At 43.9% G+C, this 14,880-nt stretch carries 11 protein-coding genes; 7 read left to right on the plus strand and 4 right to left on the minus strand.

Going from position 1 to position 14,880, the window contains the following annotated elements; all coding sequences use genetic code 11:
- Positions 1-5 precede the first annotated feature (5 nt).
- The 7 genes from THEBA_RS04965 (at position 6) to pth (ending at position 7,443) form a co-directional block, all read left to right on the plus strand.
- Positions 6-680, plus strand: a complete 675-nt coding sequence (locus tag THEBA_RS04965; RefSeq protein WP_006492705.1) for a DUF6062 family protein — start codon at positions 6-8, stop codon at positions 678-680.
- Between the two features lie 714 nt (positions 681-1,394).
- Positions 1,395-2,585, plus strand: a complete 1,191-nt coding sequence (locus THEBA_RS04970) for a DUF438 domain-containing protein (protein ID WP_014730698.1) — start codon at positions 1,395-1,397, stop codon at positions 2,583-2,585.
- Positions 2,586-2,676: 91 nt separating this feature from the next.
- Positions 2,677-3,804 (plus strand): aldo/keto reductase, encoded by a 1,128-nt coding sequence (locus THEBA_RS04975; protein ID WP_014730699.1) that lies wholly within the window; start codon positions 2,677-2,679, stop codon positions 3,802-3,804.
- 112 nt (positions 3,805-3,916) lie between these two features.
- Positions 3,917-5,266 (plus strand): bifunctional UDP-N-acetylglucosamine diphosphorylase/glucosamine-1-phosphate N-acetyltransferase GlmU, encoded by a 1,350-nt coding sequence (gene glmU, locus THEBA_RS04980; RefSeq protein WP_006492711.1) that lies wholly within the window; start codon positions 3,917-3,919, stop codon positions 5,264-5,266.
- The gene (locus THEBA_RS04985) at positions 5,266-6,213 is read left to right on the plus strand and encodes a ribose-phosphate diphosphokinase (RefSeq protein ID WP_014730700.1); all 948 of its coding nucleotides are present in this window, start codon (positions 5,266-5,268) and stop codon (positions 6,211-6,213) included. The genes glmU and THEBA_RS04985 overlap by 1 nt, the downstream gene beginning before the upstream one ends.
- 13 nt (positions 6,214-6,226) lie before the next feature.
- Positions 6,227-6,871, plus strand: coding sequence for a 50S ribosomal protein L25 (locus tag THEBA_RS04990; protein ID WP_014730701.1), 645 nt, complete (start codon positions 6,227-6,229; stop codon positions 6,869-6,871).
- A gap of 2 nt (positions 6,872-6,873) precedes the next feature.
- Positions 6,874-7,443, plus strand: a complete 570-nt coding sequence (pth, locus tag THEBA_RS04995) for an aminoacyl-tRNA hydrolase (protein WP_014730702.1) — start codon at positions 6,874-6,876, stop codon at positions 7,441-7,443.
- A gap of 578 nt (positions 7,444-8,021) precedes the next feature.
- Here the strand turns inward: pth and uvrB are convergent.
- From uvrB to THEBA_RS05015, 4 genes are all read right to left on the minus strand, one after another.
- Positions 8,022-10,016 carry an excinuclease ABC subunit UvrB gene (gene uvrB, locus THEBA_RS05000; RefSeq protein ID WP_041928422.1) on the minus strand — a complete coding sequence of 665 codons (1,995 nt, stop codon included), beginning with the start codon at positions 10,014-10,016 and terminating at the stop codon, positions 8,022-8,024.
- A 298-nt stretch (positions 10,017-10,314) separates the two neighbouring features.
- Positions 10,315-10,908, minus strand: coding sequence for a Holliday junction branch migration protein RuvA (ruvA, locus tag THEBA_RS05005; RefSeq protein WP_014730704.1), 594 nt, complete (start codon positions 10,906-10,908; stop codon positions 10,315-10,317).
- Positions 10,892-12,211 carry a bifunctional folylpolyglutamate synthase/dihydrofolate synthase gene (locus THEBA_RS05010; RefSeq protein ID WP_014730705.1) on the minus strand — a complete coding sequence of 440 codons (1,320 nt, stop codon included), beginning with the start codon at positions 12,209-12,211 and terminating at the stop codon, positions 10,892-10,894. Before THEBA_RS05010 ends, ruvA begins: the two co-directional genes overlap by 17 nt.
- Positions 12,208-14,811 carry a valine--tRNA ligase gene (locus tag THEBA_RS05015; protein ID WP_014730706.1) on the minus strand — a complete coding sequence of 868 codons (2,604 nt, stop codon included), beginning with the start codon at positions 14,809-14,811 and terminating at the stop codon, positions 12,208-12,210. The genes THEBA_RS05010 and THEBA_RS05015 overlap by 4 nt, the downstream gene beginning before the upstream one ends.
- Positions 14,812-14,880: the final 69 nt, after the last annotated feature.

The following is a 14,880-nucleotide window of genomic DNA, read 5'->3' on the forward strand; positions in this document are numbered from 1 at the left end:
CCGGTGTGCTGTTGAAAGCAGATAATGTTCTTGAAAGCGAGATAATTTCCCTTCTTGAAGAAGGGGAACTATGTCCCGTCTGCAGATCTATGGAGAAATCAGTTGATGGGTGGATAGTCGGAGCCTTTTCCAACCTTCTTCACAACGAAGGTGCTCGAATGGAATTGAGAAGAAATGGGCTTTGCACAGTTCACTTAAAGAGAATTGTGGAAGTAGCAAAAGAGAGATCCGAAGTAGGATCCCTTGCAGTCTCGATAATGTTCAAAGAGATTCTTGCTGCTCAAGTTTCGTGGCTTGATGAAAAAGATGTCGGATTCTTGTCTAGAAAAAAGCCGAAATCTGGGAGCTGCGTTCTGTGTTCCGTGGCCAGTAATAGTGAGAGAATCTATCTTTCTGCCTTCGTGAAGTTTCTTCAAAGAGATGAAGTACAGAGGTCATATGAGAACTCCAGATCCGTTTTTTGTGTGAATCATTCAAGATACATCATCAAGAATATGAGAAATTCATGCGGCCAGTGGCTAGCTGGAACCCAAAGAAATAAATATGAGGACCTCACAGCAGAGATGGAAAACTACATTTCTAAACATGATTACAGAAACACAACTCCCGTTGGGCAGGAAAGACATGCTTGGTTAAACGCATCTAAGTTGATTGGGGAGAGGGATGCAAAAAACAGTTAGTGAAAAGAACAAAAGTCAAACCTCACTGGTTCTCTACCGATTAAATGATGCAGTGAATTTATTCTGGCCTGTCTTGATCGTTTAGAATTGAGAGCTTCCGGTGTGCACCTTTATTTTCATGTTCTGTATCAGTGATTATTCCTCAGTAAACTGAAAAGGCCCCTCACGGGGCCAGTTGCAGGAAAGCGCTTCCGTTGGAAGCCTCCGGGGTGACTTTATGCAACTCGGTGCATAGTTTTTTTGCTTTTGCCTTTCAAAGGTTCTTGTCGAATCCTTCTAGTACAGTTCTTCACTCTGGAAGTCTCTCTTCCTGTTTAATCTTGTGGCGACAGGAATTACTGAGAGCCCCCAAGGCGAACTCTTAATCACAAGCCGAGCGACGCTTTAAAAAGTCATGAGTAGATCTCTTTGCTGAAGTTTCTATATTTACTACCATAGTAAAAATATTCTTTGTTTTCAGGGATAATTATATCTATCTTTTTAAATATGATCTATATATTCATACTATAACCAGAAAAATTGATTTTGTCAAGTCACAAATTCAATAGTAATATGTAATTATTTAAATATTTCTTGATGCATATTCTCAAGAATTGGATATATATCTTATCCGTGAAGGTCGGCGAATCGCAACTTTTCCCTAGTAACATTTGTTACTGCTGTAAATAAAGATTCGGGATAGGCTCTTTATGAAGACAATGAGGAGGTGAAATGATGAGTGAGCTTTTCAACAAAGAAGAGTTTCTTAAAGGATTGATCAGAAGGCTTCATGAAGCGCCCGATAAGCTTGAGAACATTAGAGAAGATTTCGTGAGAGTAGTGAGAGAGCTGACACCTGTAGAAATAGCACAGGTCGAGCAGAAACTTGTGGAGGAAGGTATGCCTCCCGAGAGCATCCAGCTCATGTGCAACATCCATCTTGATGTATTCAAGGAGGCTCTGGACGAAGACAGTCTTGATGTTGGCTCCTGGCATCCTCTTCACATATTGATTGAAGAACACCGCGATATTCTTAACAGGACGAAGGAATTGAGAGATTTGACCGGGAAGATTATTTCTGGAAATTACGATGGCGAAGACATAAGAAGGCTTCAATCTTCAATACAATATCTCGATAGTTTAGAGGCATATTTTTCCAAAGAGGAGAATGTGCTTTTTCCCTATCTTGAAAGGCACGGTCTGGTTCAACCTCCTGCGATCATGTGGAAGGAACATGACGAAGTTAGAAACCTACGAAAGAAGATGAAAATCGAATATGAGAACCTAAAGAATGGAGACCCAAATAAGGTAAACGAGCTCGCAATAACAATTAGCGAACTCTTCACAAATCACATCTACAAGGAACACAAGATTCTCTTTCCTTCGGCGCTTAAGCTGCTTTCAAATAATGAGTGGGAATCTATTCGAGTGGAGTTCGATGAAATAGGGTACTTTTCATTTGAGCCGATGCCCTTCGTTTCCTCTGAAGAAGTATCAAAAAACAATGGTGTTGAAGGGTTAGTAAATCTTGGAAGTGGTTTTCTGAAGGTAGATCAGTTACTCTTGATGTTGAACACCCTTCCTTTTGATATTACTTTCGTTGATGAAAACGACACTGTCCGGTATTTCAGTGAAAGGAAGGAGAGAATCTTCGCTAGAACTAGAGCAATAATCGGTAGAAAGGTTCAGAACTGTCATCCGCAGAAAAGCGCTCACGTTGTGACCAGGATCCTTGAAGATTTCAAGAATGGGGTGCGTGATATTGCAGAATTCTGGCTTAATCTTGGACCAAAGATTGTTCACATAAGATATTTCGCTCTGAGGGACAGATCAGGAAAATATGCGGGAACACTGGAAGTGACTCAGGAGATCTCTTCTATAAAGGCGCTTGAAGGAGAGAAGAGAATTTATGATCCTCTTGATTAGCTAAAAATCGACTAAATCGAAAACCCCATGCAGATATTGTAGAATAGAATGTACTTACCATTATCTTCATCTTGCTTTCGGAGGTATTGTTATGATTCGGAGAGAAATGGGAAAGACTGGAGAAAAGGTATCTGCCTTGGGTTTTGGTTGTATGAGACTTCCAACGCGTGACGATCAATCAATAGACGTGGATGAAGCCACAAGAATGTTGAGATTTGCTATAGATAACGGTGTTGACTATGTCGATACTGCGTGGGGATATCACAACGGACAAAGTGAACCCTTTGTAGGCAGTGCTCTTCAAGATGGTTACAGAGATAAGGTAAATCTTGCTACAAAGTTGCCCAGCTGGCTTATCAAGTGTAGAGAAGATATGGACTACTATTTGAATGAGCAACTCAGGAGATTGAGAACAGATGTAATTGATTTCTATCTAATCCACGCGTTGAACAGAAGATACTGGAAGAATCTCAAGGAACACGACATATTCGAGTTCATGGATTCTGCTCTTGCCAGTGGAAGGATCAGACACATAGGGTTTTCCTTTCATGATACTCTTGATGTCTTTAAGGAAATCATCGATTCTTACGGCTGGGAGTTCTGCCAGATTCAGTACAATTTCGTAGATACGGAGCACCAGGCCGGTCTAGAAGGTTTGAAATATGCTGCCGATAAGGGAATCGGAGTAGCTGTTATGGAACCTCTTCGGGGTGGAAAGCTTGCCACGAATGTAAGAGATGACATTCTTTCGATTTGGACGTCCTCGGGAATCGATCGGACGCCGGCCGCCTGGGCGTTGAGATGGGTCTGGAACGACCCGGATGTAGGTGTTGTTCTGAGCGGGATGTCGACTATGGACCAGGTAAGGGAAAACATTGAGACAGCAAGAGAAGCAAGTCCTAATTCAATGAGCTCTTCTGAACTGGCTATTGTTGATAGAGTCAGGGAGGAGTACAAAAAGAGGATAAAAGTGAGCTGTACGGGTTGCAGCTACTGCATGCCTTGTCCCAGTGGAGTAGCGATCCCAACTTGTTTTGATTTCTTCAATGACGCGTACATGTTTGACAGCATAGAGGATCATAAAAAAGCTTACTTGAGATCTGTCAAGAAAGAGAACAGAGCTTCACTTTGTGTCGAGTGTGGACGGTGTGAAGAGCTTTGCCCTCAGAACATTCCTATAATTGAACAACTTAAGGAAGTCTCTTCACTATTTGAATAACTGCAAAAGGATCAGTGCTGTGTTTGTGTCTGTACTCTGCCTTTTTCAGCTCGAGTGCTATATAATAATCCCGTGAACGAAATGAAAAAACCTGTCGGGGAGGTTGTACTAAATGACTGGAATTGTGCTGGCCGCTGGCCAGGGAAAGAGAATGAAATCAAGATTCCCGAAAGTGGTTCACAAGATTCTTGATCGGCCAATGGTAAACTGGGTCATTTCAGCGCTCAGACAGGCCGGTTCAGACAGAATCGTTGTGGTCACCGGTTTCGAGGCTGCTATGGTTGAAGCCGTTCTTGACAAGGATATCATTTCTGTTAGGCAGACCCCTCAACTCGGCACGGGGCACGCCGTAATGACGGCGCTCGATTATCTCGACGATGAAGACATCGTTGTCATTGCTGGAGATGAGCCGCTTGTCTTACCATCGACATTGAAAAAGCTTGTTTCAAGGAGGATTGAAGGGGATTTTGATGTTGTCTTCCTTACTATGAAGCCTGCCGATCCGACGGGATATGGAAGAGTCGTTAAAGACGGCAAAAAGATAAAAATAGTGGAACACAGGGATGCCGATTCGGAAACAAGAATGATTGATGAAGTAAATTCCGCTATATATGCTTTTAAGGGGAGTTTTCTGAGTTCAGCAATCAAGAGTTTGTCCAACAATAACGATCAGAATGAGTACTATCTCACGGATACGATTTCGCTTGCCGATAAAGCGGATACTATAGTTGTTGAAAATGCTCAGGAAGTTCTTGGTGTTAATGACAGAATTCAGCTGGCCGAGATAAATAAGATTGCTCAGAAAAGAATCAATGTAGAACATATGAGAAACGGGGTCACGATAGTCGATCCTGACACCTGTTACATCGGTCCAGAAGTTGAGATCGGTGCTGACACTGTTATTGAACCCATGGTTTTTCTTTCAGGAAAGACGCGAATCGGAAACTGCTGTTCTATTGGGCCGTTAACAAGAATTGATAGCTCAGTTATCGGAGACGATGTTGAGATATTGCGTTCTGAAGTATCGAATGCAGAGGTTCATTCTGGCGCAAGAGTCGGGCCTTTTTCCAGGTTAAGACCCGGGGCTGTAGTAATGAATGAAGCACATGTCGGCAACTTTGTGGAGCTGAAGAAGACGATTCTTGGCAGGGGATCAAAAGCACAGCATCTGACATATCTTGGTGATACTGATGTGGGTGAGGGTGTAAATATCGGTGCCGGAACGATAACGTGTAATTATGATGGGAAGAGGAAACACAGGACAGAGATCGGAGATGGGGCATTCATTGGCAGCAATACTTCGCTTGTCGCCCCGGTAAGAATTGGAAAAAACTCTGTGACTGCTGCCGGTTCAGCGATAACCGAGGATGTTCCGCCCGACTCACTCGCATTCGGTAGAGCGAGGCAAGTCGTCAAAGAGGGGAAGTATTCAAAAAATAGAGGGCAGGAGGAGAACAGCTGATGCCGTATCAGACTAACGAGATGAAAGTATTCGCTGGCTCTGCGAGTCTACCGCTTGCAGAGAAAATCTCAAATTACTTGGGAATCAGACTCGGAGACTGCAGGACAAAGAGATTTGCGGACGGAGAGATCAATCTGAAAATTGATGAGACTGTAAGGGGCCATGATGTATACATAATTCAATCCACATGCAGTCCTGCGAACGAGAATCTGATGGAGCTCCTAATAATGATAGATGCCTTCAGGAGAGCTTCCGCTCATTCTATTTCGGCCGTAATCCCCTACTATGGATATGCGAGACAAGATAGAAAGGCTAGAGGTCGGGATCCTATAACTGCTAAACTTGTGGCAAATCTTCTCACGACTTCAGGAGCAAGCCGTTTAATAACTATCGATTTGCATGCAGAACAGATACAGGGGTTCTTCGATATACCCGTAGACAACCTCTGGTCTTTCCCTGCATTCCTGAAGTTCTTCAGTCAGAGTGACTTTGATCGAAATGAGATGGCGGTGATTTCACCGGACATTGGTGGAGTAAAACGCGCAAGCAAATTTGCTGCAAAGCTAGGTGTACCGCTGGCAATTTTGGACAAGAGGAGACCCAAAGACAACGTTGCGGAAATGGTTCACATAATCGGCGATGTTGAGGGAAAGACAGCAATAATCTTTGATGATATAATTGACACCGGTCGTTCACTAGTCGAAGCGGCGAAGATGCTAAAATCCAACGGCGCCGATAAGATATTTGCGTGTGCGACTCATGGAGTTTTTTCCGGTGATGCTAAGAAGATCATTGCCGAGTCAACGATTGAGAAGGTCTTCATAACAGACACGATTTACCATGATGACCTTCCCGACAACATAATGATGTTATCCATCGCGCCGCTTCTGGCGGAGGCATTGACTCGTGTAAGAAAAAATCTTTCGGTGAGTATTTTGTTCAGATAGAGGAGGGAAACAAATGCACGAAATAAATCTCGTTGCTGAACTTCGCAACGGTGAAATGAAAGCAAGGAGCCTGCTGAACCAAGGGAAGATTCCCGCGGTAGTTTATGGTCCTGAACTGGAGACAGTTCCTGTTAGTCTGGATAAGGTAGAGATCTTGAGAATCATGAACAGGATTGCCGAGACTACCTCGGTGGTTATTTCTATCGATGGAAAGGAATATCATACCTTTCTCAAGGGTGTTCAGAGAGATAAAGTAACTGACTCGGTCATTCATCTAGACTTCTACGTTCCTTCCAGCGGTCACAAGATGGAACTCCGAATTCCGATAAGATTGAAGGGTACCCCGATAGGCGTTGAAAAAGGTGGAATAGTTGATCATATCATCAATGAACTACCCGTTTCGGTTCTCCCAAAGGATATTGTGGAAGAGATCATTGTTGATGTAAGTTCCTTTGATGTTGGCCATGTTCTGCGAGTTGGAGATCTTGAGATTCCCGAGGGAATAAAACCTTTGCTTGACGATGAAGACGCGATCATGCTCATAGCCCTTCCGAGAGCGGCAAAGGAAGTCGAAGAGGAAGAAGTCGAAGAGATTGAAGAGGGTGTTGAGCCCGAGGTAATAAACAAGGGTAAGAAGGAAGAGGAAGAAGAGGAGTAAGAGTGTTTCTCTTCGTTGGACTGGGAAATCCTGGCCCACGTTATGCGCTAACAAGACATAACGTGGGCTTTCTCTTCATAGATCAGATGGCTAAGCTTGGCCTAAGGAAGACAGTGCAAAAGAGACTGTATGAAGCACATCTTCTTGAGGGAGAAGAGAAAGTCTATATTGCAAAGCCACTTACTTTCATGAATTTGAGCGGAGTGGCTGTAAGACTTCTCATGAAAGACCTCAATTTCGAAAAGAAAGATACGCTGGTTCTAGTGTATGATGATGTATGGATACCTCTTGGTAGGATGAGGATAAGAGAAAGCGGTTCAGATGGCGGGCACAATGGTCTGAAATCAGTGATTTCGGAGATAGGAACTCAGAGCTTCCCCCGAATCAGAATTGGTGTGGGACCCCTTCCAGAGAACGGAGATATGGTAGATTATGTTCTCGGTAAATTTAGCGATGATGAATACCAGAAAGTCAGCAAGGTAATCGGCTTAGCTGTCTCCGCTGCAAAGGAGCTTATCTCCGGTGATATTCGAAAGGTCATGACAGCTTACAATGGAACTGAAGTAGATTGATTTTCATCTGAAGCCTTCCAAAACTCCTTAAGTCGTTTTTTTAGTCTAGGTTTAAGCGATACCCTTCCAAAGTCTTTAGCTTCAAAGGAATTATGACACTGAATTCATTTCTCGATCTGGGAGAAGTACGTTGAAGTTTGTCCTTCAAGATTTGCTAGATGAAAGAGCTTTGCAGATGAATAACCGCTTTATAACAGCAGCCCGCAAGCTTACAGTTGAATTCATACGGTTTTGAAGGGAGTAAATTGGAAGCGACTCAGTAGAGTGACAACTAAATGTTGGCTGATTTTCCAGGCGTTGCCTGTGTGAAAGAGATTCCTGATTCAGAAACATGAGTCAAATGAGACGCCCGAAATTCCCCGAATCGTCAAGATGAATCTGCACCACTTCCTTTGTGCGATATGAGATTATCAAGAACGCACCGCTACATTTGCAGGAGATGCGACAATTATTAAATGATTACCTGTTCAGCTGCGACTTGTGGGTTGTCACCATTGAACTGTGGCAATCGGGATGCTTGTACCTGAGTTAAGAGCAGAACGAAGAAAGAGAGATGCGCACAGCTAAAGGCAGAAAGATTAGATATTCTGTTTGCTCTTCTTGAGGCTGTACATTTCATCTCGCAGGATTGCAGCGTCTTCAAACCTCAACTCTCCGGCAGCTCTTATCATCTCTTCGTTGAGTAAGGCGATGTAGTCTTCATAGTCTAGAGACTCCTTCAACGCCATCACTCCTTCAAGATAAGTGGCTCTTGCCTTATCTTCCCTCTCTTTGTCAAGATTCTCGCCAGCAAACTCCTCGAAGATGTTTCTATACAGAGGTTTAACGATGCTCTCGGGTGTTATATTGTGTTCTTTGTTATATATCAGTTGTTTCAGCCTTCTCCTGTTTGTCTCATCAATTGCTCTTTTCATTGAACCGGTCATGGTGTCGGCATAAAGGATAACCTGACCGTTGACATTCCTCGCGGCTCTACCGATTGTCTGGATCAGTGTTGTCTCAGAACGAAGGAAACCCTCCTTGTCGGCATCCATTATTGCTACAAGTGAAACTTCTGGTAGGTCAAGACCTTCTCTGAGGAGGTTTACGCCAACGACAACTTCCACGGTTCCATCCCTGAGTTTTCTCAGTACTTCCACTCTCTCGATTGCGTCGAGTTCAGAGTGTAGATACTCCGATCTGATCCCCACTTCATTCAAGTAGTCGGAAAGCATTTCTGCAGCCTTCTTTGTAAGAACAGTTACCAATGCTCTTTCATTTCTCTTCTTTACTTCTCGCATCCTTTCAATGAAGTCATCTACCTGGCTTTCGGTTGGATGAACAATAACCTCGGGATCTACAAGACCGGTAGGCCTTATAACCTGATCTATAATTCTAGTCGAATGCTCAGCTTCGAAATTTCCCGGGGTTGCAGAGACGAAGACAATCTGGCCGACCGTGCTTAGAAATTCTTCGAATTTCAGCGGGCGATTGTCAAATGCCGCAGGCAGTCTGAATCCGTAATCCACAAGGTTTTTCTTCCTGGAATAATCTCCTCTGTACATCGCTCCCAGTTGTGGAACCCCAATGTGAGACTCATCGATAAACGTAATAAACTTCTCTCTGTCAAAGTAATCAAGCAATGTATATGGTTTCTCTCCAGGCATTCTTCCATCGAAGAATCTAGAGTAATTCTCTATTCCTGAGCAGTAACCGACACTGGAAAGCATTTCCATGTCGTAAGTAGTTCGCTGTCTAAGTCTTTGCGCCTCCAGGTACTTTCCTTCCCGTTCTAGCTGCTTCACCCTTTCTTCAAGCTCATTCTCAATGTTCCGCATAGCACCAAGAATCTTATCCTGAGTTGTGACGAATTCTTTAGCAGGGTAAACCGTTACCATGTCTAGCTCTTCAATCGTCTTTCTGTTGATAGGATCGAAGGACACAATCCGTTCTATTTCGTCATCAAAGAAGTACAGCCTAATCCCAAAGTCTTCGTATGGGGGGAAGATTTCAAAAATCTCTCCCTTCACATGAAAAACTCCACCTGCCGATACATCTTCGGAACGATTATACTGAATGTTAGCCAGCTTGAGCGCAAGCTCCTTGCGATTGATACTCTTCCCGCGTTCGAGAAAAATATTCATTGTTGCAAAATCCTTGGGATCGCCGCTGGCATATATCGCGGAGACGCTCGCAAGTACAACCGTATCGTTTCTGGTCAAAACGGACTTCAAAGCCGAAATTCTCATTCTCTCCAGTGTTTCATTGATCTCTGCCTCTTTTTCTATGAATAGGTCCTTTGAAGGTATATAAGACTCAGGCATATAATAATCGTAATAACTTATGAAAAGCTCGACTTTGTTCTTGGGAAAGAAGGTCTTGAATTCTCTGTACAACTGAGCCACGAGGGTCTTATTGGGTGAAATGACTATTGCAGGTCTCTGGAGAGTGCTTATAACGTTCGCCATTGTAAAAGTCTTCCCAGAACCAGTAACACCTAGAAGAGTCTGAAACCTATCCCCACTCTTGAGTCCGTCAATAAGCTTTTCGATTGCTTGCGGCTGATCGCCTTGCGGACTGTACGAGGAATCCATTTCGAAGAGCAAAAGATCAACTCCTTTCAATCTTACCGGCAAACAATTTTACACCATCAAAACCCATTGCTTCAATGACGTGATGACTTCTTGCCTGTCAACAAAAGGTCCCCCGTTCAAAAAACTGCTGGCGAATCATCCGGTAGAAATGGTTTTGGATTGTGTGGACAACAAGAAAAATATAAGCAAATCTCCGGAGGGATATCTTCGATCATTCTTTTCTCTTTTGCTGTTGCAGTCTTTCAGTTTGATTGGCAAGGGGCAAATTTGTGTTTTCAAGAAGAATGTAAATGCTCGACTACTTACGGATCTCCTTCAGTGCTTTCTTTATAAGATCGTGAGTATCGATTTCCCTTTCAGCCTTCAGAATCTCTATAACTACTTTCCTCGACTGGTTTTCGTCGAAACCAAGGGATGTAAGTGCCGCAACAGCTTCTTCACCGTGCGACCTCTCAACACCCGGAATGGTTTCTTCGTCTGTAATTCCAGAAGTGTCTACCAACGAGGCGAGCTCAACGATCATTCTTTCCGCAGTTTTCTTTCCAATGCCGGGAAGGGAAGACAGCTCTGCCGCATTCTTGGTGGAAATAATATGCTTAATCCTTGAAGGAGAGGCCGAAGAGAGAATCTTCATGGCGGACTTAGGTCCTATCTTGCTTGCCCTCAACAGTATATTGAACAACTCTTTCTCTTCTTGATCGTAGAAGCCGTAAAGTTCAGGCGGCCTATCCTGTGAGTAGGCCATGAACGTAAGAAGATAAACGTCCTTTTCGACCGGAAGCTTGCTGATTGTGTTCGGAGTGCAGTTAACTTTAAAAAACAGACCTCCGACCTGTATGACAATTTCGGTCTCTCTTATTTCTCTTACGCGACCCTCAATACCTTCCAGCATGCTCACTCACTCCAGTTAAGAGATTTCTTATCTCGCTTACTAGATATAGAGACCCGCAAACAAGAAGCGAATCGGAGATTTCAAGCGCCTTGTTCATGGCAATCTCATGTTCTTCCACGAATTGAACAGATGAACAATACTTGCGCCAGACATCGGCGACCTTCTCGGGATGTATACTTCGGTGGTTTGGAACCCTGCACACAACAACACTGTCGGCAATTTCTGAAAGCACTTTGATATTGGTTTCGTAGTCTTTGTCGTCTAGACTTCCGAAGAGAAGCGTAAGCCTTTCACCTGGAAAGTACTTCTCGACAGTCCTCCTGAGAACTCTGGCTGCATCGGGGTTATGCGCGCCGTCAAGTATAACTGACTTGGAATCTTGAGAAAAGACTTCAAATCTTCCCGGCCATGAGACAGATTTCAGCGCCATCCGCAGTTTCTCTTCACCCAAACCGCTTCGAATCTCTCCCATTGCAATCTCTGACGTCTTGATTGCCAAAGCTGCGTTTACAGTCTGATGTTCACCATTTAGATTGATTTGTAGGTTTTCAAAGTTATTACTTCCAGTGTAGTCAAATATATTGCGATTTAGCGCATACTCTCTTCCAGTCGCGTCGAAATCCCTTTTGTAGAAGAAGTATGGTGAATTCATGCTTCTTGCCTTTTCAGAAACAACTCTTCTTATTGCGGGTCTTGTTATACCTGAAACGACTGGACATTCGAGCTTGATAATGCCTGATTTCTCGATAGCAATTTTTTCTTCAGTATCCCCAAGAATTCCCGTATGATCCAAACCTACGCTTGTAACAACAGATACGAGAGAAGAATCAATTACGTTGCTAGCATCAAATCTTCCACCAAGGCCGACTTCGAGAACGACTACATCGCAACTCTCTTCCTTGAAGTACTGAAATGCAATTGCCGTTACCACTTCGAAAAAACTCGGCGCGTATTCTTCACCTTTTCTGTCCATCTTTTCTAGAGCCGGTTCTATGTTCTTCAGGATTCTACAGACATCACCTTCCGATATGTACTCGCCATCGACTTGAATCCTCTCCCTGAAAGTTGTAATGTGCGGAGAAATGTTCAGCCCCGTCTTCAGTCCATGAGAAGACATTATTGATCTCGTGATTGCCGCAACACTTCCCTTGCCATTTGTACCTGTAATATGAATGATCGGATACGACTTCTGGGGATTGCCAAGCCGTTCAAGCAGTTCTCTGATCCTGAACAGGCCAAACTTGATCTTTCCATAGGGTCTTGAGTTGTAAAGATACTGAATTGCTTCCGAGTATGTTTTCATTTGAGATCTTCTATGATTTTCTCAATTCTGCGAATGTTATCCTTGCTTGTCGCGAGCCTTTCTCTATTTTCAGTAATCACCTCTTCGGGTGCATTGCGAATGAAGTCACCGTTTTCGAGCTTCGACAAAGTTCGGGCAAGATCGACCCTTTCCTTCTCTAGCTTTCCCGTTAACCTCTCGATCTCAGCATCGGTATCGATCTCTCCCAGGACTACATACAACGTGTTCTCTGCATCTCCCCAGGCCGAGACGCTTCCGGAGGTCTTTTCTGCCCTTCTATCTATTTCGTTTGAATTGGAAAGATGTGAAACAAGTTCAACGACTTCCTGGTTCAGGACTTCACCGATGTAGTAGACATCGGTTTTCGAAGAGGGGGGTATGTTCATCTCTGCCTTGATGTTTCTTACTCCCCTAACCATGTCCATGATTCTCGAGTACTCCACTTCGGAAGGATTGTCAAAGCTCGATTCATCAAACTCTGGCCACCGAGCAGTTATCAACAATCCATCGGAACCGGGAAGGTTCTGCCAGAGCTCTTCGGTAATGTAAGGCATGAAGGGGTGGAGCATTCTTAGAGAAGCGTCAAGAGTTCTGACCAGAACATTCTGAGCAACGATTCTACTCCTGCCTTCTCTGTTCAATCTTGGCTTAGTACTCTCTATATACCAGTCACAGAATTCATTCCAGAAAAACGAGTAGATCATTTTTGAAGCACTGGGAAAATCATAGCCATCAATCGATTCTTCAACCGCTTTTACAGACTTCGCCAGTCTTGACAGAATCCAGCGGTCCTCAATGGCGAGCTCTTCCTCATCGAGATTAACCTTTTCAAAACCTTCCATATTAAGCAATGCAAACCTTGCAGCGTTCCAAATCTTGTTTGCGAATTTCTTGTAAATGTCGAAAAACCTAACGTCCAGTTTAATATCGTGATTTTGAGCGGCCAGAATCGCAAGTGTGAATCGCATTGCGTCTGTCCCGTTCTCTCTGATAACGTCAAGTGGATCTATACCGTTACCCAGCGACTTCGACATTTTTCTGCCATTCTTGTCTCTTATTAAGCGTGTTATGTAGACATGATTGAAGGGTTTTTCTCCCATGAAGTGATATCCGGCCATTATCATCCGGGCAACCCAGAAAAATATTATGTCAAACGCGGTTACAAGAACACTTGTGGGATAAAAGCTCTCCAAATCTTCAGTTTTTTCCGGCCAACCCAGGGTAGTGAATGGCCAGAGCTGAGAAGAGAACCAGGTATCGAGAACGTCTTCGTCCTGTCTGATATTCTTTGAACCACATTTTGGGCAGACCGACGGATCTTGCTCTTCAACGATTACTTCATTACAATCATCACAATACCAGACGGGAACTCTGTGGCCCCACCACAATTGACGAGAAATGCACCAGTCACGAATCTCGTTCATCCAGTTCAAGTACACTTTTTTCCAGGTTTCCGGAAAGAAGGTTACACTACCCTCTTCCACGGCTTCTATGGCTTTCTCTGCAAGCGGTCCAACTTTTACGTACCACTGGTCGGAAAGACAGGGTTCTACTACGGTCTCGCATCTATAACATCTGCCGACGGCGTGGACCATGGGTTCCACCTTGATCAAGAATCCCTGCTCTTCAAGGTCTTTAACTATCTGTTTTCTTGCTTCATATCTGTCAAGACCCTTGTACTTACCGCCATTTTCATTGATTCTTGCATCTTTGTCGAGGACTTCGATTACTTCAAGTCCATGCCTCAATCCAATCTGAAAATCATTTGGATCGTGTGCTGGGGTAACTTTTAGTGCACCGGTCCCAAACGACGGATCGACATATCTATCCTGAATAATGGGAATCTCCCTGTTCATTAGAGGTAGTATTACTGTTTTTCCGACTAAGCCTTCGTACCTATCATCTGAAGGGTAAACGGCCACAGCGGTATCTGCGAGCATAGTCTCAGGTCTTGTAGTTGCTATAATTACGTACTCATCGCTGTCTTTTATTGGGTATTTTATGTGGTAGAAGGCGCCTTTTTCGTCTTCATGTTCAACTTCCTCATCGGAGAGGACCGTTGAACACCTCGGACACCAATTTACAATATACTTCCCCCGATAAATCAGCCCTTCCTTGTATAGCATCACAAAAGCCTTCCTTACGGCTTCACTCAGGCCTTCGTCCATAGTGAACCTCTCTCTAGACCAGTCAACTGAGCAGCCCATGGCTTCTATCTGTTCGCGGATTCTCTGTCTGTATTCCTTTGCCCAATTCCAGGTAGTCTCAAGAAATCTCTCGCGTCCGAGTTCTTTGCGGTTTGTTCCTTTTTTCGCCAGATCCTTTTCGACGGCATTTTGAGTTGCAATGCCTGCATGATCTTCGCCGGGAACCCACAGCGCCCTGTATCCTTTCATTCTCTTGAATCGAATTATTATGTCTTGAATAACCAGATTGAGTGCATGCCCCATATGAAGAGGGGCAGTGATGTTTGGCGGAGGAATCATTATTGTGAACGGCTCACCCGATCCCTTCGGTTCGAAAAAACCGCCTTCTTTCCAGCAGGAATACCACTTTTCTTCAAGATCAGAAGGATTGTACCTGGTGCTCAATTCCTTCATCTAAACTACCTCCTTACGGGTCTCAGGCATTTAAATCGAATTATATCACGAAGTAAAACCGCTTAATGG

This window comes from Mesotoga prima MesG1.Ag.4.2, from assembly GCF_000147715.2.
In the GTDB taxonomy this organism is placed as follows: Bacteria; Thermotogota; Thermotogae; order Petrotogales; family Kosmotogaceae; genus Mesotoga; species Mesotoga prima.

Bases quoted from the DNA above. Each gene is read 5' to 3' on its own strand.
- THEBA_RS04985 (WP_014730700.1), top strand. From the start codon at position 5,266: ATGCCGTATCAGACTAACGAGATGAAAGTATTCGCTGGCTCTGCGAGT.
- uvrB (WP_041928422.1), bottom strand. From the start codon at position 10,016: ATGGATTCCTCGTACAGTCCGCAAGGCGATCAGCCGCAAGCAATCGAA.
- THEBA_RS05010 (WP_014730705.1), bottom strand. From the start codon at position 12,211: ATGAAAACATACTCGGAAGCAATTCAGTATCTTTACAACTCAAGACCC.
- glmU (WP_006492711.1), top strand. From the start codon at position 3,917: ATGACTGGAATTGTGCTGGCCGCTGGCCAGGGAAAGAGAATGAAATCA.
- THEBA_RS05015 (WP_014730706.1), bottom strand. From the start codon at position 14,811: ATGAAGGAATTGAGCACCAGGTACAATCCTTCTGATCTTGAAGAAAAG.
- THEBA_RS04990 (WP_014730701.1), top strand. From the start codon at position 6,227: ATGCACGAAATAAATCTCGTTGCTGAACTTCGCAACGGTGAAATGAAA.
- ruvA (WP_014730704.1), bottom strand. From the start codon at position 10,908: ATGCTGGAAGGTATTGAGGGTCGCGTAAGAGAAATAAGAGAGACCGAA.
- THEBA_RS04975 (WP_014730699.1), top strand. From the start codon at position 2,677: ATGATTCGGAGAGAAATGGGAAAGACTGGAGAAAAGGTATCTGCCTTG.
- THEBA_RS04970 (WP_014730698.1), top strand. From the start codon at position 1,395: ATGAGTGAGCTTTTCAACAAAGAAGAGTTTCTTAAAGGATTGATCAGA.